The 23470-nt window shown below is 42.1% G+C and carries 22 protein-coding genes; 21 read left to right on the plus strand and 1 reads right to left on the minus strand.

Translation table 11 applies throughout. From position 1 onward, the window contains the following. Positions 1-3 precede the first annotated feature (3 nt). The 10 genes from PPBDW_RS02820 (at position 4) to acpS (ending at position 8467) form a co-directional block, all read left to right on the plus strand. A complete protein-coding gene (locus PPBDW_RS02820) occupies positions 4-651 on the plus strand; it encodes an RseA family anti-sigma factor (RefSeq protein WP_036793313.1) in 648 nt (215 codons plus the stop codon). Next, complete coding sequence (gene rseB / locus PPBDW_RS02825) at positions 651-1637, plus strand: sigma-E factor regulatory protein RseB (protein ID WP_036793314.1); 987 nt, start codon at positions 651-653, stop codon at positions 1635-1637. Before PPBDW_RS02820 ends, rseB begins: the two co-directional genes overlap by 1 nt. A gap of 2 nt (positions 1638-1639) precedes the next feature. Next, complete coding sequence (locus PPBDW_RS02830; RefSeq protein WP_036793315.1) at positions 1640-2137, plus strand: SoxR reducing system RseC family protein; 498 nt, start codon at positions 1640-1642, stop codon at positions 2135-2137. A 76-nt stretch (positions 2138-2213) separates the two neighbouring features. Continuing rightward, complete coding sequence (lepA, locus tag PPBDW_RS02835; protein ID WP_036793316.1) at positions 2214-4010, plus strand: translation elongation factor 4; 1797 nt, start codon at positions 2214-2216, stop codon at positions 4008-4010. Between the two features lie 143 nt (positions 4011-4153). Further along, on the plus strand, positions 4154-5053 hold the full coding sequence (lepB, locus tag PPBDW_RS02840) for a signal peptidase I (RefSeq protein ID WP_036793317.1): 900 nt from the start codon (positions 4154-4156) through the stop codon (positions 5051-5053). Positions 5054-5063: 10 nt separating this feature from the next. Continuing rightward, positions 5064-5738, plus strand: a complete 675-nt coding sequence (rnc, locus tag PPBDW_RS02845; protein WP_036793318.1) for a ribonuclease III — start codon at positions 5064-5066, stop codon at positions 5736-5738. Then, positions 5735-6640: a GTPase Era gene (gene era, locus PPBDW_RS02850; protein WP_036793319.1), complete on the plus strand. Its 906-nt coding sequence runs from the start codon at positions 5735-5737 to the stop codon at positions 6638-6640. Before rnc ends, era begins: the two co-directional genes overlap by 4 nt. A gap of 8 nt (positions 6641-6648) precedes the next feature. Further along, positions 6649-7359 (plus strand): DNA repair protein RecO, encoded by a 711-nt coding sequence (gene recO, locus PPBDW_RS02855; protein WP_036793320.1) that lies wholly within the window; start codon positions 6649-6651, stop codon positions 7357-7359. Then, a complete protein-coding gene (gene pdxJ, locus PPBDW_RS02860) occupies positions 7356-8087 on the plus strand; it encodes a pyridoxine 5'-phosphate synthase (RefSeq protein WP_036793321.1) in 732 nt (243 codons plus the stop codon). Before recO ends, pdxJ begins: the two co-directional genes overlap by 4 nt. Further along, the gene (acpS, locus tag PPBDW_RS02865; protein WP_036793322.1) at positions 8087-8467 is read left to right on the plus strand and encodes a holo-ACP synthase; all 381 of its coding nucleotides are present in this window, start codon (positions 8087-8089) and stop codon (positions 8465-8467) included. Before pdxJ ends, acpS begins: the two co-directional genes overlap by 1 nt. Positions 8468-8537: 70 nt before the next feature. Here the strand turns inward: acpS and barA are convergent, their stop codons facing one another. Continuing rightward, positions 8538-11321: a two-component sensor histidine kinase BarA gene (barA, locus tag PPBDW_RS02870; RefSeq protein WP_036793323.1), complete on the minus strand. Its 2784-nt coding sequence runs from the start codon at positions 11319-11321 to the stop codon at positions 8538-8540. Between the two features lie 120 nt (positions 11322-11441). Between barA and rlmD the strand changes: the two genes are divergently transcribed. From rlmD to PPBDW_RS02925, 11 genes are all read left to right on the plus strand, one after another. Next, the gene (gene rlmD, locus PPBDW_RS02875) at positions 11442-12782 is read left to right on the plus strand and encodes a 23S rRNA (uracil(1939)-C(5))-methyltransferase RlmD (protein WP_036793324.1); all 1341 of its coding nucleotides are present in this window, start codon (positions 11442-11444) and stop codon (positions 12780-12782) included. 48 nt (positions 12783-12830) lie between these two features. Further along, positions 12831-15068 carry a GTP diphosphokinase gene (relA, locus tag PPBDW_RS02880; protein WP_036793325.1) on the plus strand — a complete coding sequence of 746 codons (2238 nt, stop codon included), beginning with the start codon at positions 12831-12833 and terminating at the stop codon, positions 15066-15068. Between the two features lie 71 nt (positions 15069-15139). Next, positions 15140-15949 (plus strand): nucleoside triphosphate pyrophosphohydrolase, encoded by an 810-nt coding sequence (gene mazG / locus PPBDW_RS02885; RefSeq protein WP_036793326.1) that lies wholly within the window; start codon positions 15140-15142, stop codon positions 15947-15949. A gap of 222 nt (positions 15950-16171) precedes the next feature. After that, positions 16172-17812: a CTP synthase gene (locus tag PPBDW_RS02890; RefSeq protein WP_036793327.1), complete on the plus strand. Its 1641-nt coding sequence runs from the start codon at positions 16172-16174 to the stop codon at positions 17810-17812. 80 nt (positions 17813-17892) lie between these two features. Then, the gene (gene eno, locus PPBDW_RS02895) at positions 17893-19197 is read left to right on the plus strand and encodes a phosphopyruvate hydratase (RefSeq protein ID WP_036793328.1); all 1305 of its coding nucleotides are present in this window, start codon (positions 17893-17895) and stop codon (positions 19195-19197) included. Between the two features lie 309 nt (positions 19198-19506). Continuing rightward, the gene (gene ftsB / locus PPBDW_RS02900; RefSeq protein ID WP_036793329.1) at positions 19507-19785 is read left to right on the plus strand and encodes a cell division protein FtsB; all 279 of its coding nucleotides are present in this window, start codon (positions 19507-19509) and stop codon (positions 19783-19785) included. A gap of 34 nt (positions 19786-19819) precedes the next feature. Continuing rightward, positions 19820-20530: a 2-C-methyl-D-erythritol 4-phosphate cytidylyltransferase gene (ispD, locus tag PPBDW_RS02905; RefSeq protein WP_036793330.1), complete on the plus strand. Its 711-nt coding sequence runs from the start codon at positions 19820-19822 to the stop codon at positions 20528-20530. Beyond that, entirely contained in the window at positions 20530-21003 is a 474-nt protein-coding gene (ispF, locus tag PPBDW_RS02910; protein WP_036793331.1) for a 2-C-methyl-D-erythritol 2,4-cyclodiphosphate synthase, read from the plus strand. Before ispD ends, ispF begins: the two co-directional genes overlap by 1 nt. Positions 21004-21040: 37 nt before the next feature. Further along, complete coding sequence (gene truD, locus PPBDW_RS02915) at positions 21041-22096, plus strand: tRNA pseudouridine(13) synthase TruD (protein ID WP_036796226.1); 1056 nt, start codon at positions 21041-21043, stop codon at positions 22094-22096. After that, on the plus strand, positions 22074-22823 hold the full coding sequence (gene surE / locus PPBDW_RS02920; protein ID WP_036793332.1) for a 5'/3'-nucleotidase SurE: 750 nt from the start codon (positions 22074-22076) through the stop codon (positions 22821-22823). Before truD ends, surE begins: the two co-directional genes overlap by 23 nt. A 2-nt stretch (positions 22824-22825) precedes the next feature. Beyond that, the gene (locus tag PPBDW_RS02925) at positions 22826-23455 is read left to right on the plus strand and encodes a protein-L-isoaspartate(D-aspartate) O-methyltransferase (RefSeq protein ID WP_036793333.1); all 630 of its coding nucleotides are present in this window, start codon (positions 22826-22828) and stop codon (positions 23453-23455) included. The last annotated feature ends 15 nt before the right edge of the window (positions 23456-23470 follow it).

Genomic DNA, 23470 nt, shown 5'->3' on the forward strand with positions numbered 1-23470 from the left:
AAAATGGCTGATAAAGAAAAAATTTCGGCATTACTTGATGGCGAAGATTTGGATCAGAGCATTATTAATGCGCTGACTGTTGACAAAAATAGCGAGCAAAGCTGGCATGATTTTAACCTTATCGGTGATGTCATGCGTGGTGATGTACCGCAATGCAAACAATGGAATATTGCAGAAAATGTCGCGTTAGCGCTAGAGGCTGAACCTGCTCATACTGGTGCTACGGCCACTAATATTGAGGCCGTTGCTAAGCCGATTATTACTGAAGAACAACCGACCCCATTTAAAGCGAAGCGGACCTTACCCGCTTGGCTATCCCAGTTTGGTCAGGTTGCTGTGGCTGCATGTGTTTCGCTGGCAGTGATTGTTGGTGTCCAACAATATGACGGTAATGGTAGTAATCTTACGACCACAACCAGTAATGATGTGCCAGTGCTGCAAACCATTCCATTTGTTGGTAAAGCTGAGCCTGTGAGTCTAAATACCAATATGGTTAATGATAATCAGACACCATCTGAGTCACAGTTAATGGAACAACGACGTCGAATTAACTCGATGTTACAAGATTATGAACTTCAACTTCGGTTTAATGCTGAAGATGGTAGTATTGATAATTCACGATTACATACTAATAATTCTGTGGCGGATTAATGAAAAAAACTCTGGTCGGTGCACTTGCATTGGTCAGCCTATTGTTGCCACTCCAAGCCTCTGCTGAAGCGGTTCAACCTTCAACAGAGGCTTTGTTGCATCAAATGGGCCAAGCCAGTCGAGATCTTAGTTATGAGATGTCTTACATTTGGGTTAAGAAAAATAGCATTGATACATTGCGGTATCGGCATGCATTAGAGAATGGTCAAAGTTATGGTCATCTGTTGTTCCTCAGTGGTCCACCACAAGAGGTGATTCAACGTGGTGATGAGGTGAGTTACTTTGAACCAGGGCTCGATCCTTTTACGATTAAAAGTAATAAAATGGTCGCGCCAATATTACCGTTAATGAAAGCCAATATAGATAAACTGTCCAAGTATTATGAATTTATCGCTATGGGACGCGCACGTGAAGCAGGTGTCGCCTGTAATGTTATTCGTATCGCACCTAAAGACGGTAATCGTTATTCTTATTTATTGTGGATAGATCAAGCGACTCACCTTGTTATGCGCGCTGATTTATTGGGGCGTGATGGTGACTTACTGGAACAATTCCGTGTTGTGTCATTTGTCGTGAATCCTAAAGTTGCTGAAATGCTCAGTAAGCTCGATCAAGTTAAACTGCCGGCCGTGGTACAATTACCACAACAGCCACAGAAAAAACTGGAATGGTCGGTAAATTGGTTACCGAATGGTTTTACATTAATAGCCGGTAATCGACATCGACTACTATTAACTGAGCGTGCGGTTGAAAGCCGAATGTACAGTGATGGTTTATTTAGTTTTTCTGTTTATGTTTCTGATGCCGATAATTTTGTTGGACGAGGACAATTGGTTCGCCAAGGACGTCGTACGTTAATCACTCGAGTTGATGGTAATAAAGAAATTACTGTCGTTGGTGATATTCCGCCAGAAACAGCACGACAAATTGCAGAAAACGTAACCTTTGATAAAATTAAAGCAGAGGTTACCTCAACGAGTAAATAATCATGATGCGAACATTAGCAACGGTTGTCGCCGTTGATAGCGGCCATATAACCGTGAGTTGTCAGCAAGAAACCAGTTGTGGTCATTGTGCTTCACGCGATAGTTGTGGCACAGGTATAGTCAGTAAAGCTATGCCTGGGCGTTCTCATCAGATAAATATCGCGACTGATGAAAAAATAACCCTTGGACAAGTGGTTGAAATTGGCTTGTCTGAGCGTAGTATGCTGAGTTCAGCCTTGCTGGTTTATATGCTGCCGTTACTGTTTTTAATTGGTGGTAGTTTAATCGGTCAGTATCTATTTATTGATTTAGCGGGCAGTAATCAGCTAGGTGTTATTGTATCAGCCGCGGTTGCTACAACGATAGGATTAATGATTGCTCGGTATTATGCCAAGAGATTAGATGGGGATTCAGCCTACAAACCAAGCCTTATTCGAGTGCTAGGGCTACCCATTTCAGCAGATAAGCTGATAAATGCCGCATCGAAAGATAGCGAGTAGCGTTTAAATTCGGTAGAATCCGTCAACTTGATCTTAAGATCCCATTCATTTTAATCACGAGCTAGTCACGCCATTCATGAAGCACATTCGTAACTTTTCGATTATCGCACATATCGACCATGGTAAGTCGACCTTATCCGACCGTCTAATTCAAGTCTGTGGCGGCCTTTCTGATCGAGAAATGGCTGCGCAGGTTTTAGATTCAATGGATCTTGAACGCGAACGCGGTATCACCATTAAAGCCCAGAGCGTGACGCTCGATTACACGGCTAAAGATGGTGAAACTTATCAATTAAACTTTATCGACACCCCTGGGCACGTTGACTTCTCGTATGAAGTATCGCGTTCACTTGCAGCCTGTGAAGGTGCATTATTGGTAGTCGATGCGGGCCAGGGCGTAGAAGCTCAGACTTTAGCAAACTGTTATACCGCTATGGAAATGGATTTGGAAGTGGTGCCGATTTTAAATAAAATCGACCTTCCAGCCGCTGATCCTGAGCGTGTAGCTGAAGAAATTGAAGACATCGTTGGTATTGATGCTATTGATGCTGTGCGTTGTTCAGCAAAAACTGGCGTTGGTGTTGACGAGGTTCTAGAGAAAATCGTTGAAGCTATTCCTGCACCTGAAGGTGATCCGGATGCGCCCCTACAAGCACTAATTATTGACTCATGGTTTGATAATTATTTAGGTGTAGTGTCTTTAGTTCGTGTTAAAAACGGAAAGCTAAAGAAAAACGACAAAATCAAAGTAATGACTACAGGTCAAATTTGGGGTGTTGATCGTCTTGGTATTTTCACGCCAAAACGAGTTGATACTACTGAATTAAATACTGGCGAAGTAGGCTGGGTAGTATGTGGTATTAAAGACATCCTTGGTGCTCCTGTTGGTGATACACTAACATTAGCAAAAGGCGGTTGTGAAGTTGCATTACCTGGCTTTAAAAAAGTAAAACCACAGGTATATGCAGGTTTGTTCCCTGTATCATCTGATGATTATGAGAACTTCCGTGATGCATTGGGCAAATTAAGTCTTAATGACGCCTCATTGTTTTATGAGCCAGAAAGTTCATCTGCACTTGGTTTCGGTTTCCGTTGTGGTTTCTTGGGTATGCTCCACATGGAGATTATTCAAGAGCGTCTAGAGCGTGAATACGATCTTAATTTGATTACTACTGCACCGACAGTAGTGTATGAAGTTAAGAAAAATGACGGCACGATGCTGTACGTTGATAGCCCTGCAAAATTACCTGCGGTTAATGATATTGAAATTATGGGTGAGCCTATTGCTCGCTGTAATATTCTAGTACCAAGCGAATACTTAGGTAATGTTATTACGCTATGTATTGAAAAGCGTGGTATGCAGGTTGATATGGTTTATCACGGTAATCAAGTCGCACTAACGTATGATATTCCAATGTCAGAAGTAGTACTGGATTTCTTCGATCGTTTGAAATCAACTTCGCGCGGTTATGCATCGCTAGATTATAATTTCCAACGTTACCAAGAATCAGACATGGTACGAGTTGATATTCTGCTAAATGGTGAGCGTGTTGATGCGCTAGCTATCATTACTCATAAAGAAAACTCACAGACTCGCGGTCGTGATGTTGTTGAGAAAATGAAAGAATTCATTCCTCGTCAAATGTTTGATATCGCTATTCAAGCGGCGATTGGTGGTCATATCATTGCACGTTCAACCGTGAAGCAATTACGTAAAAACGTAATCGCGAAATGTTATGGTGGCGATATTAGCCGTAAGAAGAAGCTACTACAGAAACAGAAAGACGGTAAGAAACGCATGAAGCAAATTGGTAATGTAGAATTACCACAAGAAGCCTTCTTAGCGATTCTTCATGTGGGCAAAGATAAGTAACCTTTCTTTGTTTATAACAGTCTAGATATGATTAGAAAGTGCTTATTTAACCTGTTAAATAGCACTTTCTTTTACTTAGGCGTTTTAAATTAGACCCAATCAGCTAACTGTCGGGGTTAGTTGCGTTAAACCTAAGGAATAACATGGCAAATACATTTTCAATAATACTGGTCTTAGCAACAATTTTTACCGGTATTATTTGGGCTCTAGATAAATTTCTCTGGGCACCTAAGCGACAATTAAAAATTGCAGCCGCAGCTGAAAAAGCCGGTGGTCAAGTTGATGCTGAAGTACTTGCACGTGTTGCGCCTCAGCCAAGTTGGATTGAGTCAGCAAGCTCAATGTTCCCTGTGATTGCACTGATCATGATATTCCGTTCATTTATTTATGAACCGTTTCAAATTCCATCAAAATCAATGCTACCAACCTTATATGTTGGTGATTTTATTTTGGTAAATAAATTTGATTACGGATTACGCGATCCAGTATTTGACCATAAGTTTTTAGATTTAGGTGAGCCTAAACGTGGTGATGTAATTGTATTTCGTTACCCGCCAAATCCAAAAATTGACTACATTAAACGTGTTGTTGGTTTACCTGGTGATATGATTCGTTATAGTGCAGATAAACAGTTATGCATTCAGCCGCAAGGTACTTCTGTTTGTAAGCCAGTTAAGTTAACGGATATGAAAGACAGCGATTTTACTCAAGGTATGGCGCGTCTGATTGAGTTTAACGAACACCTTGGTGATGTAAATCATCATATTTTGATCAATCCATTGCGACGTGATAACCGTATGGCTTACGTACCTCGCCCAGGGATCGGTGAGTGGATTGTACCAAAAGGTGAGTATTTTGTTATGGGTGACAACCGTGACAATAGTGCTGATAGTCGTTACTGGGGCTTTGTTCCAGAAGCGAATCTAGTCGGCAAGGCGGTAGCTATTTGGATGAGCTTTGATTTCGATCGCAAGCCTGATAGTTTACTTCCATCTTGGATCCCTACCGGTGTACGCTTTGACCGTATCGGTAGCATTAAATAATCGAGAGAAAATGACAACTCCAGCGAATAGGCTTCAGCGCAAGCTGGGCTACCAATTTAACAATTGTGAGTTGATGACATTAGCACTGACACATCGCAGTGCTAATGGCACCCACAATGAGCGCCTAGAATTTCTAGGCGATTCTATTTTAAGTTTTGTTGTTGCTGATGACTTATATCACCGTTTTCCTTCTGTGGATGAAGGTGATATGAGCCGAATGCGCGCAACACTAGTCCGTGGTAAGACATTAGCTGAGTTAGGACGTGAGTTCGAACTTGGTGACTACTTACTATTAGGCCCTGGCGAGTTGAAAAGCGGCGGCTTCCGTCGTGATTCGATTCTGGCTGACTGTGTTGAAGCAATCATTGGCGCGGTTTATCTAGATAGTGATGTTGAGACAGTGCGTCAAGTCGTATTGGCTTGGTATAAATCACGTCTTGATACGATTGAACCAGGCATCAACCAAAAAGATCCTAAAACACGCTTGCAAGAGTGTCTTCAAGGTCGCCGTTTACCATTACCAGCATATACTGTAATTAAGGTACAAGGTGAAGCTCATAACCAAGAGTTCACCGTACAGTGTGATGTTTCAGGTTTGGATGAACCTGTTATCGGTAAGGGCGGCAGTCGGCGCAAGGCAGAGCAGGCAGCAGCAGAAATTGCACTTAATCAGTTGGAATCATGACAGATAAACAACACTGTGGCTTTATTGCCATCGTTGGTCGACCGAATGTCGGAAAATCAACCTTGCTTAACCGTTTAGTGGGGCAGAAACTGTCTATCACTTCACGTAAACCGCAAACTACACGTCACCGCATTATGGGTGTTGATACTCGTGATGGGTATCAGGCTGTCTATATAGACACCCCGGGTTTGCACATTGAAGAAAAGCGTGTGATTAACCGTTTAATGAACCGTGCTGCAAGTAGTTCATTAACTGATGTTGAGCTAGTGTTATTCCTTGTGGATGGCACTATGTGGACTGCTGATGATGAGATGGTACTGAATAAGCTTATAAAAAGTGAGCTACCAACAGTACTGTTGATCAACAAAGTCGATAATATTAAAGAAAAACATGAGTTATTCCCGCATTTGCAGGAACTAGCGAACAAAATGCCATTTGTTGATGTTGTACCAATTTCTGCGAAGAAAGGGACTAACGTTGATGCGGTTGAAAAAATTGTTCGTGAGTATTTGCCTGAGTGTGAATACTACTTTCCTGAAGAGTATGTAACGGATCGTTCCCAGCGCTTTATGGCGTCAGAAATTATTCGTGAAAAACTAATGCGCTTTACCGGTGAAGAATTACCGTATTCAGTGACTGTTGAAATTGAGCGTTTTGATTTCAACCCTGAAACGAATGGTTTTGATATCAACGGTTTGATTCTGGTTGAGCGTAAAGGCCAGAAGAAAATGGTAATCGGTAAAGGCGGCGATAAGATCAAAGTTATTGGCCGTGAAGCCCGTTTAGATATGGAAGACTTATTTGAACGTAAAGTGTATTTAGAACTTTGGGTTAAAGTGAAATCAGGTTGGGCAGATGACGAACGTGCACTGCGTAGCTTAGGTTACATTGACGATCTATAAGGAAAGTAATGGAGGGCCTACAGCGTTGTTTCGTCCTTCATTATCGTCATTATAGTGAGACGAGCCTGATCCTTGATGTGTTTAGCGAGGATTATGGCCGTCTTACCCTACTTGCAAAAGGAGCGCGACGTAAGCGTTCTAATCTTCGAGGAACCTTGCAGCCATTCACGCCATTATTTATGAAATGGAGTGGTAAAGGTAGCATGCCCGTTCTCACTCATGCCGAACCTATCAGTATTGGACTGCCGTTGCGCAGTTATATTTTATATTCCGCGATGTACGTTAATGAAGTTTTAGCGCGGGTATTAGAAAATCATACCCCTTATCCGGTGTTGTTTCTTGATTATTTGAATGTGTTACGTGAGCTTGCACAAGCGGATAATCCAGAGCCAGCATTGCGCCGTTTTGAACTCGCCTTATTACACCATCTTGGCTATGGTATCGACTTTCTTCATTGTGCCGGTAGTGGCTTAGCTGTCGATGATCATATGACTTACAATTACCGCGAACAGTTAGGGTTTATTGCCTCTATAAAAATAACTCAACTTACTTTTCGTGGTGATGAATTAAAAGCCATTGCAGCGAGGTGTTTTGAAACGCCCGCCCAACTTCGGGCGGCGAAACGCTTTACACGGATAGCCTTAAAGCCGTATCTTGGTTCAAAGCCATTAAAAAGTCGGGAATTGTTTATCCCACGAGCAAGGAGTATCGGAAAATGAGCAACATTCTACTCGGCGTCAATATCGACCATATTGCAACATTACGTAATGCCCGCGGTACACGGTATCCTGATCCCGTTCATGCTGCAGAAGTAGCTGAGCGCGCAGGTGCTGATGGTATCACGGTTCATTTACGTGAAGATCGTCGTCATATTAATGATCGTGATGTTCGAATTTTACGAGAAACATTGCAGACGCGAATGAATCTAGAAATGGCGGTTACTGATGAAATGGTCGCAATTGCTTTAGAGACCCAACCTGAATATGTATGTTTAGTACCAGAAAAACGGGCTGAGCTGACAACTGAAGGTGGCTTGGATGTGGCGGGCCAATGTGAAAAAATCAAAGCAGCAACGGCTAAACTAGCCGCTGCAGGGATTAAAGTGTCACTGTTTATTGATGCAGACAAGCGCCAGATTGATGCAGCACTAGTGACTGGTGCCCCGTTTATTGAATTGCATACTGGTCATTATGCAGATGCAACTACTGAAGAAGTACAAGCGGCTGAACTTGAAAAAATTGCCGTTGCTGCAACTTATGCTGCAAGCCTTGGAATTAAAGTTAATGCTGGTCATGGTTTAACCTACCATAACGTTAAGGCTATTGCGGCATTACCTGAGCTGTATGAGCTCAATATTGGTCATTCTATTATGGGACGAGCAATGTTTGATGGTCTTGAAAAAGCGGTAGCGGATATGCGTTTATTGATGCAGGAAGCGCGTGGCTAATGGCTATTTTAGGTTTAGGGACTGATATCGTTGAAATTGAACGGATTGAAAAAGTACTTGCTCGTACAGGCGATGGCTTTGCCGAGCGAGTGTTATCAGCCTCTGAACTCGAACAATATTATGGTTTAAAATTACGAGCCCGCTTTGTCGCCAAACGATTTGCGGTTAAAGAGGCAGCCTCTAAAGCGTTAGGGACTGGGATTGCGTGCGGCGTCTCTTTTCAAGACTTTAGTGTTACTAATGATGTTCGCGGTAAACCATTGGTTACCTTCTCCGGTCAAGCATTAGCATTGCTGACTGCAATCGGTGGCCAGCATGTACATCTTACTATTGCCGATGAGCGTCGTTATGCCGTCGCAACGGTGATCATTGAAAGTTAATATCATCGATAATATAAAAAAGCGCGAGCTGATAAGGCTCGCGCTTTTTTTATGGTTAAAACGGTGGTCATTAATGGCGATATTGCTTTGAAGCCTTAACAACATTATCCATTTCATCAATTAACTCTAGCAGTTCAGGTTCAATATCAACCATCATTGCATTGGCTTTTAATTCAGTTTCAATGGTGTGACAAAGGTATTTCAGACGCGGTACACCACTGTAAGCACAGCTACCATGTAGTTTGTGGATTGATGGCCATAATTCGACAGACTTTCCATCTAAGGCTTCATTGACTAATAATTCTACCTCTGGCATGTAATCCAGTAACATCTGCAACATATCACGGGCAAGATCTTGTTTACCTGCTGCCTGTTTGAGTGCTAATGACCAATCAAAGCTAATGCTATTATCGATGGTTGGGGCCACGTTCTGTGGTGGTGTCTCGTTGATCGCCACGGTTTGTGGTGCAGTTAATACCACCCCGTTATGATCGGTCGGCGTGATCCACTTTGCCAGAATTTGCTGCAGAATATGTTCTTCAATTGGTTTGGTAAGGTAATCATCCATACCGGCATTGATCAGTCGTTCACGTTCGCCAGCCATTGCATGGGCAGTGACAGCAATTATCGGTGTATTGTGGTTAAGGGTAGTTTTGTGTATTTCTTGGCAAGCAGTAACGCCATCCATTTCTGGCATTTGAATATCCATAAAGATTAAATCAAAGGCTTTATGATGAGCATATTCGACTGCTTTTTTACCACCAGTGGCGGTAATGACGGTTTCAACACGCTCGCCTAATAGCGCAGAAATTAACTTTAGGTTGGCTGGATTATCATCGACCGCCATCACAGTTAATGGTTGAATTGGCTCCTGCGGTGTGGCGAGTACTGGCAGTTCCGGTTCACTATTGTCATCACTGTTATCGCATAAAGCTTCAAATAATTTACGTGAGGCAATTGGTTTTCCAAGACAGATATCAACCCCAGTATTGGCGAGTTTTTCAGATAATGCGAGTTCAGTTGTTGGTAGGCAAACCAGTACCTTATCAGCCATCTGTTCGGCTTTAAATACATGATCAAACAACACTGCTGTTGGTGGTTGTTCGCTTGGCGATAAACACAATAGCGCAAAGTCATGGTGTTCGACATCATCTGGCATGGTAGAACGGTAGGTCACATGCACACCGGCATTAATTAACCGTTGCTGTACGACAGAGGCCGCTTGCATGTTGGGTTCAATTAGTAGCAATTTTTTACCGGTTAATGATGAGGTATCGATTAGCTGTGATACTGGTAAATCGGTTTTGTTCATGTGAATGCTAAACCAGAAAGTTGAACCTTGATGGAGGCGACTGGTAAGGCTTACTTGGCCACCCATTTGGCTTACCAACTTCTGCGTGATCACTAATCCTAAGCCAGTACCACCATAACGGCGTGAGATACTGGCATCAGCTTGACTGAAGGCTTGGAATAATTGTGCTTGCTGGCGCTCTGAAATACCAATACCGGTATCACGCACCATAAATTGCAATTCAATATTATTTTCATGTTCAGATTTAAGCTCGACAGAAACATCAATATTACCTGTTTCAGTGAACTTTACTGCATTACCAATTAAGTTGGTTACTACTTGCTGAATTCGAAGTGGATCGCCAATTAAGCCCGGTGGAATACGGGTATCTATTTTAAGGGTTAACTCCAAGCCTTTTTCATGCGCACTTGGAGCAAGTAAGCGCATCACATCATCAAGCGCATCGGTGAAATCAAATGGAATATTTTCCAGTAATAATTTACCAGCTTCTAATTTTGAGAAGTCCAAAATATCATTGATGATGGTTAGAAGATTATTGGCTGAGTTTTCAATCGTCAGCAGATAATCTTGTTGGTTGGAATTAAGTTTAGTTTTGAGCATTTGACGGGTGAAGCCAATCACACCATTAAGTGGTGTCCGTAGTTCATGTGACATATTGGCTAAGAATTCAGATTTAACTCGCGCCGCTTCTTGAGCGCGTTTTTTAGCAATATCTAATTCTACGTTTTGAATTTCAAGTTGCTCAAGGGTTTCACGTAAATCCGAAGTTGCCTGATCAATACTTTGTTGCATTTCAATGTGATATTCAGACAACGAGATAGCCATCGCGTTGATGCCGTTTTTAAGGGTATCAAGTTCACCTAAAAGTTGACCTTCAATACGGATATCAAGATGACCCCGACGGATCCTGTCAACGACACTGATCATATGGGAAATAGGGCGAGTAACATCTTGCATCAAACGGTAGGCAAACAGTGAAGATAAACTTAAGCCGAGTAATAGCACCATTAATGCCGTGAAAACTTCTTGGTATTGTTGCAGTCGCAATGAACTTAAATCGAGCTCTATCGCAATATAACCTAATGGTTTACCTAATGAACTGGCACTGGTATTGGTACCAAATTGGCCTTCAGTCAAAATAGGGGTGCGGAGAATTAGGGTGTTATCGTTAAGTTGTGTGTCGAGTAAGCGTGGAATCGGCTTATCATCGGGATACATAAATGAGGCAAAGTTGCGATGGAAATTAGAGGTCGCAAAAATTTTATTGTGATCAGTGAATACCGCAATGCTACGAATAATATCGGAATGCTTACGGTGGGTGTAACCAATCAGACGGCGAATAGCCTCCCGATTTTTTTCGGTCATACCATATTCAGCTGAAATCGCTAATGGCTCAATAATACTCGTGCCAGTCGAAATCAATTGATGCTCAAGATCTTGATAGCGGCTCATGGTAAAAAAAGCGCTCAATAACAGGCCGATTATCAGTGTTGGTGCTAATGTCAGGGTAAAGACCCTGGCACGAAGTCCATATTTGGTCATGGTTCTCTTAATTACAAGCAAGCGATTCTGTGGGAGAATTAGTACCTATCTATATTCCTAGTTTAAATAAAACAGGGATATGCAACAAATACTCAATGTCTGAACGGTGAGCAAAACACTATGGCACGCTTTTTTAAGCCTCAAAAACGTAAAACTGACACCAAACATAAAGAAATCACTATTGACCGCTTAGATCACCAGGGCGCTGGTATTGGTCACTTAAACGGTAAATCTATCTTTGTGGATGGGTTACTTCCCACTGAAACCGCAGTGGTGCAGTTAACGGAAGATAAAAAAAATTACGCTCGTGCTAGAGTAATTAAACGCCTTTCAGACAGTAATGCCCGTATTAAACCCCATTGTGCGATCTATGACCAGTGTGGCGGTTGTAATTTGCAGCATTTATCTCATCAAGGCCAAGTTATCGCAAAGCAACAAGTGCTAAGTGAACTGATGGCAAAGTTCGCCGTTGTTGATCAAGCTGATTGCGTTCAACAACCACCGATCATCAGTGAATCGTTACATTATCGTCGCTGTGCACGTTTTGCGGTGCGGGTTGAAAATAATGGTCAGTTACAGTTTGGTTTCCGCAAAAAGCAAAGTAATGACATTGTTGATGTCAACGTGTGCCCAGTATTAGCACAACCATTGAATGATTTATTGCCGCCATTACGCGATTTATTACAAAGCTTAAAAGGGCGTCGATTCATTGGTCACCTTGAATTGACTAATGCTGATAATGGCTGCGTGGTGTTGATTCGCCATTTAGCGCCTTTTAATGCCGATGACAGTGCTTTAATTCAAGCGTTTGCTGTTAAACATAATGTAATGCTGTTTTTAGCGCCAGAAACTGATGAACTAATCCAGACTTATGGTGACCAACCATATTATGAGGTTGATGGTTTGAAGCTGACTTTTTCACCGAAAGATTTTATTCAGGTTAATGGTGATGTAAACGCTAAAATGGTCGCACAAGCTATCGAATGGTTAGATGTTCAGCCTCAGGATAGGGTATTAGATTTATTCTGTGGCTTAGGTAACTTTAGTTTACCGCTCGCCAAGCGCGCTAAAGCCGTGGTTGGCGTGGAGGGTATTGATGATATGGTTTTACGCGCAACAGACAATGCTCAGGCAAACAACCAATATAATGCCACTTTTTATCAGGCTAATTTAGAACAAGACGTTACGAAATTAGTGTGGGCACAAGAGCAATTTGATAAAATCTTATTAGACCCTGCACGTGCAGGTGCTGCTGGAGTGATGGATCACGTGGTTAAGCTGGCGCCTAATAAAGTGGTTTATGTTTCGTGTAATCCAGCAACACTGGCTCGTGACAGTCAAGTATTACTACAACAAGGTTACCGGTTAGGGCATCTTGGTATGTTGGATATGTTTCCACATACTGGGCATTTAGAATCGATGGCACTATTTGTAAAGGTTCAAAAAAAGCAGAAAAAATAGCTACAGCAATTACAGATATTGCCATTAAATAGCAAACAGGACAGAGACATGGTCGCAGTACGCGGAGCACATCTAAAAGAAAACACGACGTTTGAGCTTGCCTCATGGGTTGAAAGTTTACGTTTGGATGCAAAAACGTTTGGACGTTTAGAAGGAACTTATCTGCGTTGTCAGGAGCTAGTTGTTGATCAAGAGAACGGTTCGTTGCTGTTATGGCGCGGTCGTGAAATGGTTGAGATTCTGGTGACGTTAAGCATGGATACCGATACGCTAATATCGGCAATGCTATATCCATTAGTTGAAGCGGGTTGTTATAGCCATGAACAAGTAAAAGAAGACTACAACGGTAATATTTTGCATCTAGTGCAAGGTGTTGAGCAGATGTACGCTATTAGCCAACTTAAATCGACTGCGGAAGAGGCGGCACAATCAGCGCAAGTTGATAGCATTCGTCGCATGTTGTTATCGATGGTTGATGACTTCCGTTGTGTCGTCATTAAGTTGGCTGAGCGAATTTGTAATTTACGTGAAGTTAAAAATGAGCCGGATGCTGTACGTCGAGTTGCTGCGCAAGAATGTGCCAATATTTATGCACCCTTAGCCAATCGGCTTGGTATTGGACAGTTGAAATGGGAAATTGAAGATTATGCCTTCCGTTATCAACATCCTGAGGTGTACAAGCAAATAGCGAAACAGCTTTCAGAACGTCGAATTGATCGTGAAGGCTATATTACCCACTTTGTTGATGACTTATCTGATGCGATGAAAGCATCAAATATTCGTGCTGAAGTGCAAGGTCGACCAAAGCATATTTATAGTATTTGGCGCAAAATGCAGAAGAAGAGCTTAGAGTTTGATGAGCTCTTTGATGTGCGTGCAGTACGTATTGTTGCCGAAGAATTGCAAGATTGTTATGCCGCTTTAGGGGTGGTGCACACTAAATATCGTCATTTACCGAAAGAGTTTGATGATTATGTTGCTAACCCTAAACCTAATGGCTATCAATCAATCCACACCGTAGTGCTTGGTCCTGAAGGTAAAACCATTGAGATTCAAATTCGTACTAAGCAAATGCACGAAGAATCTGAATTAGGGGTTGCAGCACACTGGAAATATAAGGAAGGCCCAGCGGCTTCTGGCGGCGCTCAGTCGGCGTATGATGAAAAAATAAACTGGTTGCGTAAGTTACTCGTTTGGCAAGAAGAGATGTCAGATTCTGGCGAAATGCTCGATGAGCTTCGTAGCCAAGTGTTTGATGATCGTGTGTATGCGTTTACGCCTAAAGGTGACGTAGTTGATTTACCATCAAATGCGACCCCGTTAGATTTTGCTTACCATATTCACTCAGAGGTTGGCCATCGCTGTATTGGTGCGAAAGTAGAAGGCAGAATTGTGCCATTTACTTACCATTTACAAATGGGGGATCAGGTTGAGATTATCACTCAAAAAGAGCCAAATCCTTCACGTGATTGGTTAAATCCAAATCAAGGTTTTGTGACCTCAAGCCGTGCTCGTGCCAAAGTACATGCGTGGTTCCGTAAACAGGATCGCGATAAAAATATTATTGCAGGTAAAGAAATCCTTGAAGCTGAGCTAAGTAAGATCCATGCGACACTAAAAGATGCGCATTCTTACGCGAGTAAACGTTTTAATGTTAATTCGCCTGAAGAGTTATATGCCGGTATTGGTAGTGGTGATTTACGTATAAACCAAATTATTAATCACATTAATGCTTTGATTAATAAGCCCACTGCGGAAGAAGAAGATCAGCAACTGTTAAATAAGTTGTCTGAAGCGAGTGATAAAGCCTCACATACGGCGAAGAAACCACAACGTGATTCAGTTGTAGTGGAAGGGGTTGATAACTTAATGACCCACTTAGCGCGTTGTTGTCAGCCTATTCCTGGGGATGATATTCAAGGCTTTGTGACCCAAGGCCGTGGTATTTCTGTCCATCGTCATGATTGTGAGCAGTTAGAAGAGCTGCGTCATCATGCACCTGAGCGTATCATTGATACTGTTTGGGGAGGCGGTTTTATTGGGAACTATACTATTACCGTTCGCGTCACTGCTTCAGAGCGTAATGGCTTGCTTAAAGAGTTAACCAATACTTTGATGAACGAGAAAGTCAAAGTGGCGGGCATGAAGAGTCGAGTTGATTATAAAAAGCAAATGTCGATTATGGACTTTGAACTGGAGTTAACCGATCTCGAAGTATTAGGTCGAGTTTTAAACCGAATTGAACAAGTAAAAGATGTTGCACAAGCTAAGCGTTTATACGGTTAGTTGTGATAGATAATATCGAACATAGAAATAGGTAGCTTCGGCTACCTATTTTTTTATTTCGGGAGATAATGATGAGCAATAAAACCACAGTTGATATCGATAAGTTATTGGCAATAATGGCCCAGTTACGGGATCCCCAAGCTGGTTGTCCATGGGATTTAAAACAAGATTTTGATTCAATCGTACCTTATACCATTGAGGAAGCTTATGAAGTTGCTGATGCGATTGAGCAAAAAAACTGGACTGATGTTAAAGAAGAACTCGGCGATCTATTATTTCAAGTAGTCTTTTATAGTCAACTCGCGACAGAACAGGGCTTGTTTGATTTTAATGATGTGGTTGCTGGTATCAGTGAGAAGCTAACGCGTCGTCATCCGCATGTTTTTGGTGATACTGAATTTGCCGATGAAGCCGCTGTAAAACAAAATTGGGAAGCTGAAAAAGCAAAAGAGCGTGCTAAAAAAGCGCAAGATGACAGTTTGTTAGCGAATATTCCGCTGGCATTACCTGCACTTAGTCGAGCCCATAAAATTCAACAACGCTGTGCGAGTCAAGGTTTTGATTGGGATACGTTGGGACCGGTGGTTGATAAAGTCACAGAAGAGTTAGATGAAGTGATGGCAGAAGTCATTCAAACGCCACAGCAGCAACATAAGATCGCTGAAGAAATGGGCGATTTGCTATTTTCGGTGGTAAATTTAAGTCGTCATCTCAATGTAAAGCCCGAACATGCACTGCAACAAGCAAATAAAAAATTTGAGCGACGTTTTCGCCAAGTTGAAAAAAATGTGCTAGAACAAGGTAAGTCTTTAAGCCAATGTTCACTAACTGAGCTAGATCTTGAATGGGATAGAGTAAAACAGCATGAATGTAAAAAATAATTATTCCCATCTAGAATTGTTATGCTATAAAGGTATAGTGACTTAGTGGCTAAAAGTAGTGAAATGGGGTGAAAACACGGCGCATATCACTTCCTTGATTTGAGACAAAAAAAATCTTAGGGGTGTGTGATAGTTTTCACGTTGTGGCGATAAATGGTGTCTGGTATACTAATTTCCCGTCCAGATACACTTTATCCTCTACACCAATCTTCCAGGTTTAACATGACAACGAATTATATTTTTGTTACGGGCGGAGTAGTATCCTCTCTAGGTAAAGGCATTGCTGCAGCATCTTTGGCAGCTATTCTAGAAGCGCGTGGTCTGAATGTGACCATGATGAAATTAGACCCTTACATTAACGTTGATCCAGGCACAATGAGCCCAACTCAGCATGGTGAAGTATTCGTTACGGAAGACGGTGCAGAGACTGATCTTGACTTAGGTCACTACGAACGTTTTATTCGTACCAAAATGACAAAGCGTAATAACTTTACTGCTGGTCGTGTGTACGCTGACGTATTACGCAAAGAGCGTCGTGGTGATTACCTAGGTGCAACGATTCAGGTTATTCCACATATCACGAACGAAATTAAAGATCGTGTGATTGCAGGTGCTGCGGGTCATGATATCGCGATTGTTGAAGTCGGTGGCACAGTAGGTGATATTGAATCACTACCATTTATGGAAGCTATTCGTCAGCTTGCAGTTCAACAAGGTCGTGAAAACACCATGTTTATGCACTTGACATTAGTTCCTTACCTAGCTGCTGCTGGTGAAGTTAAAACTAAGCCAACTCAACACTCAGTGAAAGAATTACTTTCTATCGGTATTCAACCAGATATTTTGGTTTGCCGTAGTGATCGTGTTATTCCTGCTAATGAGCGCGCAAAAATTGCGTTGTTCTGTAATGTGCAAGAAAAAGCGGTTATCTCAATGAAAGATGTAGATTCAATCTACAAAATTCCACAGCTTATTAAGGCACAAGGCCTTGATGACTTGGTATGTAAGCGTTTTGGTATTACTGCACCAGAAGCTGACTTATCTGAGTGGGAACAAGTTATTTACGAAGAAGCTAACCCTACTGCTGAAGTCACTATCGGTATGGTTGGTAAGTACATTGAATTACCTGACGCATATAAGTCAGTCAACGAAGCGCTTAAGCACGCTGGTTTGAAAAATCGTATTTCAGTACAAATTAAATACATCGATTCTCAAGATGTTGAGTCTAAAGGTACTGAAGTACTTGCAGATCTTGATGCTATCCTAGTACCTGGTGGCTTTGGTCATCGTGGTATCGAAGGTAAGATTCTGACGGCTCAATATGCACGTGAAAACAAAATCCCTTATTTAGGTATTTGTTTGGGTATGCAAGTCGCATTAATTGAGTTTGCTCGTAATGTAGCAAACATGGCGGATGCACATTCAACTGAATTTAACGCTGAAACTAAACACCCAGTAGTTGGTTTAATCACTGAGTGGGTTGATGGCGAAGGTAACGTAGAAGAGCGTACTGAAAAATCTGATCTAGGCGGTACTATGCGCCTTGGTTCTCAGTTATGTCATCTTCAAGAAGGTTCAAAAGCACGTGAATTGTACGCACAAGCGTCAATCCATGAGCGTCACCGTCACCGTTACGAAGTTAATAACAACTTGCTACCTAAGTTAGAGAAAGCTGGTCTAAAAGTATCAGGTTTATCTGCTGATAAGAAGCTAGTTGAAATTATTGAAATTCCGAATCATCCTTGGTTCGTTGCTGCACAGTTCCACCCAGAATTCACTTCAACACCTCGTGATGGTCACCCATTATTTGAAGGTTTTGTAAAAGCAGCTGGTGCACACCACCGCGGTGAATCTGATAAGTAAGGATTACTGATAGCTGTAGCAGTTATCGCTGCAGCTATTTTATTTCGCTTTTAATTTGAAGATAAAGCAGAGGAAACACAATGTCTAAGATCGTTAAAGTTCTAGCTCGTGAAATCATTGACTCACGTGGCAACCCAACAATTGAAGCTGAAGTTCACCTAGAAGGTGGTTTCGTTGGTATGGCTGCTGCACCGTCTGGTGCTTCTACGGGTTCTCGTGAAGCTCTTGAGCTACGTGATGGCGACAAATCTCGTTTCCTAGGTAAAGGTGTTCTTAAAGCTGTTGCTGCTGCAAACGGTCCAATCGCTGAAGTACTTATGGGTAAAGACGCGACTGATCAAGCTGCAATCGACCAACTTATGATCGACCTTGATGGTACTGAAAACAAATCTAACTTTGGTGCTAACGCAATCCTAGCTGTTTCTCTAGCTAACGCTAAAGCTGCTGCTGCATCTAAAGGCATGCCTTTATACGAGCACATTGCTGAGCTAAACGGTACTGCTGGTCAGTTCTCTATGCCTCTACCTATGATGAACATCATCAATGGTGGTGAGCACGCAGATAACACTGTTGATATTCAAGAGTTCATGATTCAGCCAGTAGGTGCTAAGTCTCTTCGTGAAGCTGTACGTATGGGTTCTGAAGTATTCCACAGCCTAGCTAAAGTTCTTAAGTCTAAGGGCATGAGCACTGCAGTTGGTGATGAAGGTGGTTTCGCACCAAACCTTGAGTCAAACGAAGCGGCTCTTAAAGCAATCAAAGAAGCTGTTGAAGCTGCAGGTTACGAGCTAGGTACAGATATTACTCTAGCTATGGACTGTGCTGCTTCTGAGTTCTACAACAAAGAACAAGGTATCTACGACCTTAAAGGTGAAGGTAAGCAATTCACTTCAGAAGAGTTTAACTTCTTCCTTAAAGATCTTGTTGATAAGTTCCCAGCTATCGTTTCTATCGAAGATGGTCTAGACGAATCAGATTGGGCTGGCTTCAAGCACCAAACTGAACTACTAGGTGATAAAATTCAACTAGTAGGTGACGATCTATTCGTTACAAACACTAAGATCTTTGCTGAAGGTATTGAGAAAGGTATCACTAACTCAATCCTTATCAAGCTTAACCAAATCGGTTCTCTAACTGAAACACTAGCTTGTATCAAGATGGCTAAAGATGCTGGTTACACTGCAGTTATCTCTCACCGTTCAGGCGAGACAGAAGACGCAACTATCGCTGATCTAGCGGTAGGTACTGCTGCAGGCCAAATCAAAACTGGTTCTATGAGCCGTTCTGACCGTGTTGCTAAGTACAACCAACTTATCCGTATCGAAGAAGCACTAGGTGAGCGTGCTATCTTTAACGGTCTTAAAGAAGTTAAAGGCCAAGCTTAATTCTTTTAAGCCTATAATTGAGCTTGCTCAATTAGCCTAAATCGAACCGTCTCTTAGGAGGCGGTTTTTTTTTAGTAAAAAATAGTAGTGCTACAAATATCGCTAAATAAATGGTTTTTTGTTTGATTTATCAGCAAAAATGACACGCAATTAGCACAGTACCAACTCTATGACCATAATAGTGGTCACAATAAGCTGATTATGGGATTATTACTCCTCCACAGTATGTATTCCAATTACTCACAATCAGTGGCTGATTGGCATGTATATTGTTGGCATTGACATTTAGGCTGATTTTGAAGGGGAACCATGCGTCTGTTTATCATTATCCTGCTAGTGGTTTTAGCATGGCTGCAGTACGATTTCTGGGATGGTAAAAACGGTATGAATGAGTATACCGCAGTAAAAGAAAGCGTTGCGTTGCAACAAGCTGCTAATACTGAATTACAACAACGAAACCAACAAATGTATGCGGAAATTAAAGATCTTCACGGTGGTAAAGAAGCAGTAGAAGAACGCGCGCGTAATGATTTAGGTTTAATTAAACCCGGTGAAACCTTTGTTCGAGTTCTGGGTGATAATAACTAAGGATTCGCGTTTTTTGTTGTGAGTGATAAAGCGGATGATAGCTAAAGAATTTATTGCCGTAGTACCTGCGGCAGGAGTGGGGAGTCGAATGGCTGCCGATCGTCCAAAGCAATATCTTCATATTGCAGGTAAAACCATTTTAGAGCATACCGTTGATCGGCTGTTGAGCTTAGCTGAGATTACACGGGTAGTGATTGCAATTAGTGCTGATGATCCTTATTTCCCATTGTTACCGTTAGCGACTGATCCACGAATTACCGTCGTTGATGGTGGTGCTGAACGGGCTGATTCAGTGTTTGCCGGTTTAGCTGCGATTGACAATGATAATGCGTGGGTGTTGGTGCATGATGCAGCACGCCCCTGTGTCCGTCAAACTGATTTACAAGCATTGATTACTGCTGCTGTTAGTAGTGAATATGGCGCAATTTTAGCTGCACCTGTGCGCGATACGATGAAGCGCGGCCAGAATACGTTAACTCAGCCTCAGATTAGTCATACGGTAGATCGTGAAAACTTATGGCATGCGCTGACACCGCAAATGTTTCGGGTAGGGCAATTACGTGATGCATTAACTGCGGCATTAGCACAAGGTGCGACGATTACTGATGAAGCATCAGCACTAGAGTTTTGTGGTTATACGCCACTGCTGGTAGCAGGGCGCAGCGATAACCTCAAGGTGACACAGCCAGAAGATTTGGCTTTAGCTGAATTTTATTTACAACTTTTATTAAAGGAACAACATTAATGCGTATTGGTCATGGGTTTGATGTGCATAAATTTGGTGGTACCGGTCCGGTTATTATTGGTGGTGTTGCGGTTCCTTATGAACAAGGCTTAATAGCACATTCTGATGGTGATGTTGCGTTGCATGCTGTATGCGATGCGTTATTAGGGGCAATTGGTGCCGGTGATATTGGCCGTCACTTCCCTGATACAGATGCTGAATGGGCTGGAGCGGATAGTCGATTCTTACTGCGTGATGTTTATAACAAGGTTAAAACTGCAGGTTATTGCCTTGGTAATGTAGACGTCACTATTATTGCTCAAGCACCGAAAATGGCGCCTTATATTGACGCTATGTGCCAAGCAATTGCTGAAGATCTTGAAACAGATATAACTAACATTAATGTTAAAGCAACCACTTCTGAACGTTTAGGTTTTACGGGACGTAAAGAAGGTATTGCCTGTGAAGCAGTTGTTTTAATTAAAAAGGTATAATCACACCATGTCGACAAATAACACCTCAGCAAACGTAATGGATTGTTTTAAATGGCTTCATGAGCAGCCAATTTGCCAAGGAAGTATTAAGGCAAATCCCCAAGATTTTATCGTTAATGAGCAGTTAGGTTTTACCTTTAGTGGTACTGGCGAACACTTGATGGTTAAAGTTCGTAAAACGGGTGAAAACACTAAATATGTTGTTAATGAATTAGCCAAAGCTTGTGGCGTTAAATCACGTGATGTTAGCTGGGCTGGTCTTAAAGATCGCCACGCAGTGACTGAGCAATGGATAAGTGTTCATTTACCGGGTAAAGCCGATCCTGATTTAACGCAGTTTGAAGCAGAACATCCAGGTATTGAGATCCTTGAAACGACTCGCCATGACAAAAAATTACGCCCAGGAGATCTACAAGGTAACTGGTTCCAATTGCGTTTAACTGATTTAGATCAGCCACAAGTGTTAGCTGAGCGTTTAGAGTTAGTTAAACAGCAAGGCGTTGCGAACTACTTTGGTCAACAACGTTTTGGGCATGGTGGTAATAATGTCGTTAAAGCGCGTGCTTGGGGTAATAATGAATTCCGTGTTCGTGATAAGAGCAAGCGTAGTTTTTATTTATCGGCAGCACGTTCATGGATGTTTAACCAAGTATTGTCAGCTCGTATTGAGCAAAACCTTACCCGTGAAATTATGTTAGGCGATTGCCTGCAAGCTGCTGGTGATGAGCGCACGTTTATTGTCGATACTATTACGCCAGAATTGCAACAGCAAGTTATGCAAGGTGAGGTGTTAATTACTGGCCCATTACTGGGTGATAATGCCTTACCAACAACTGCTGATGCGCAAGCATTTGAACTTGCGATTGTTGAGCAAGAACCTGCGTTAGTGGCATTGGTACGTGATAACCGTATGCGTCATGATCGTCGTCCATTACTTTTATTGCCACAGAATATGCAATGGCAGTTTGATGATAACGGTGTGATCCTTTCTTTTGCTTTACCTGCTGGCAGTTTTGCGACTTCGGTAGTGCGTGAGTTGATCATGCCGCTAGAATCAGAAGGTATGAATGATGAGAATACTGATCAGCAATGATGATGGTATTTTTGCTGAGGGCATAAATACGTTAGCTCAGGTCTTAGCTGACTTGGGTGAGGTAATAGTCGTAGCTCCTGATCGTAATCGATCAGGAGCGTCTAATTCGTTAACTATTGATTACCCACTACGTATTCGTCAGCAAAGTAATAACAGGGTAGCAGTCCAAGGTACACCGGTTGATTGTGTCCACTTTGCACTAACTGAATGGTTAGATGAGCAACCTGATATTGTAGTGGCAGGCATTAATCATGGTGCCAATTTAGGTGATGACGTGCTGTATTCTGGCACTGTTGCTGCTGCAACTGAAGGCTATTTTTTAGGTGTGCCTGCGATAGCGGTTTCATTAGTGGGTGACACTCATTTTGAAACGGCAGCCCAAGTGGTAAAAATTCTGATTGAAAAAATGGTCATGCAGCCATTATCTACTCAGAAGATTATTAATGTTAATGTTCCCGATGTGCCTTTTGAGCAATTAAAGGGTTGGAAAACAACCCGTTTAGGCGCTCGGCATCGAGCTGTCAGCATGATTAAAAAAACCGATCCTCGTGGTAATCCCTTGTATTGGTTAGGTCCTCCTGGTGACACACAAGATGCTGCTGAGGGAACTGATTTTTTTGCGATTGAACACGGAGAGGTTTCGATTACTCCGTTGCAAGTCGACCTGACTGCGCATGATGCAATAGCCGGGTTAGAAAGCTGGATGCATGCTGTGGAGATCCGATAACTATGCGTTATCAGAGCCAAGTTGATAACTTAATTGCGTTATTAGTAAGTAGAGGAATTACGGATCAACGGGTATTGCGCGCTATCGCAACAATCCCACGCGAATTTTTCGTTGATGAAGCATTTTCTTATCAAGCTTATGAGAATAATGCGTTACCTATTGGTAGTGGTCAGACGATTTCACAGCCGTATATTGTCGCTAAAATGACGTCGTTATTAAAGTTAACCCCGCAATCATCCGTGCTAGAAATTGGTACTGGATCTGGTTATCAGGCTTCAGTGTTAGCACAATTAGTTGATCATGTTTATTCTGTTGAGCGAATTAAAGGCTTGCAATGGCAAGCTAAACGACGGTTTAAGCAATTAGAATTGTATAATATTTCAACCAAACATGGTGATGGATGGCAGGGCTGGGAAAGTAAAGGCCCATTTGATGCTATTATTGTTACCGCTGCGCCAAGTGAGGTTCCCCAGAGCCTATTAAACCAACTTGCCGATGGCGGTCGATTAATATTACCCGTAGGTTATTCTGAACAAGTGTTAAGATTGATTGTTCGCAATGGTGAGCAGTTTATTGAAACGGATATCGAACCTGTTAAATTTGTGCCGTTAGTGGCTGGAGATTTGGCGTAAACCATGAGTATTGAG

It is taken from the genome of Photobacterium kishitanii (genome assembly GCF_000613045.3).
Lineage (GTDB): Bacteria > Pseudomonadota > Gammaproteobacteria > Enterobacterales > Vibrionaceae > Photobacterium > Photobacterium kishitanii.

Excerpts from the sequence above, each read along its gene's own strand:
- PPBDW_RS02820 (WP_036793313.1), top strand. The coding sequence starts at position 4 with ATGGCTGATAAAGAAAAAATTTCGGCATTACTTGATGGCGAAGATTTG.
- rseB (WP_036793314.1), top strand. The coding sequence starts at position 651 with ATGAAAAAAACTCTGGTCGGTGCACTTGCATTGGTCAGCCTATTGTTG.
- PPBDW_RS02830 (WP_036793315.1), top strand. The coding sequence starts at position 1,640 with ATGATGCGAACATTAGCAACGGTTGTCGCCGTTGATAGCGGCCATATA.
- lepA (WP_036793316.1), top strand. The coding sequence starts at position 2,214 with ATGAAGCACATTCGTAACTTTTCGATTATCGCACATATCGACCATGGT.
- lepB (WP_036793317.1), top strand. The coding sequence starts at position 4,154 with ATGGCAAATACATTTTCAATAATACTGGTCTTAGCAACAATTTTTACC.
- rnc (WP_036793318.1), top strand. The coding sequence starts at position 5,064 with ATGACAACTCCAGCGAATAGGCTTCAGCGCAAGCTGGGCTACCAATTT.
- era (WP_036793319.1), top strand. The coding sequence starts at position 5,735 with ATGACAGATAAACAACACTGTGGCTTTATTGCCATCGTTGGTCGACCG.
- recO (WP_036793320.1), top strand. The coding sequence starts at position 6,649 with ATGGAGGGCCTACAGCGTTGTTTCGTCCTTCATTATCGTCATTATAGT.
- pdxJ (WP_036793321.1), top strand. The coding sequence starts at position 7,356 with ATGAGCAACATTCTACTCGGCGTCAATATCGACCATATTGCAACATTA.
- acpS (WP_036793322.1), top strand. The coding sequence starts at position 8,087 with ATGGCTATTTTAGGTTTAGGGACTGATATCGTTGAAATTGAACGGATT.
- barA (WP_036793323.1), bottom strand. The coding sequence starts at position 11,321 with ATGACCAAATATGGACTTCGTGCCAGGGTCTTTACCCTGACATTAGCA.
- rlmD (WP_036793324.1), top strand. The coding sequence starts at position 11,442 with ATGGCACGCTTTTTTAAGCCTCAAAAACGTAAAACTGACACCAAACAT.
- relA (WP_036793325.1), top strand. The coding sequence starts at position 12,831 with ATGGTCGCAGTACGCGGAGCACATCTAAAAGAAAACACGACGTTTGAG.
- mazG (WP_036793326.1), top strand. The coding sequence starts at position 15,140 with ATGAGCAATAAAACCACAGTTGATATCGATAAGTTATTGGCAATAATG.
- PPBDW_RS02890 (WP_036793327.1), top strand. The coding sequence starts at position 16,172 with ATGACAACGAATTATATTTTTGTTACGGGCGGAGTAGTATCCTCTCTA.
- eno (WP_036793328.1), top strand. The coding sequence starts at position 17,893 with ATGTCTAAGATCGTTAAAGTTCTAGCTCGTGAAATCATTGACTCACGT.
- ftsB (WP_036793329.1), top strand. The coding sequence starts at position 19,507 with ATGCGTCTGTTTATCATTATCCTGCTAGTGGTTTTAGCATGGCTGCAG.
- ispD (WP_036793330.1), top strand. The coding sequence starts at position 19,820 with ATGATAGCTAAAGAATTTATTGCCGTAGTACCTGCGGCAGGAGTGGGG.
- ispF (WP_036793331.1), top strand. The coding sequence starts at position 20,530 with ATGCGTATTGGTCATGGGTTTGATGTGCATAAATTTGGTGGTACCGGT.
- truD (WP_036796226.1), top strand. The coding sequence starts at position 21,041 with ATGGATTGTTTTAAATGGCTTCATGAGCAGCCAATTTGCCAAGGAAGT.
- surE (WP_036793332.1), top strand. The coding sequence starts at position 22,074 with ATGAGAATACTGATCAGCAATGATGATGGTATTTTTGCTGAGGGCATA.
- PPBDW_RS02925 (WP_036793333.1), top strand. The coding sequence starts at position 22,826 with ATGCGTTATCAGAGCCAAGTTGATAACTTAATTGCGTTATTAGTAAGT.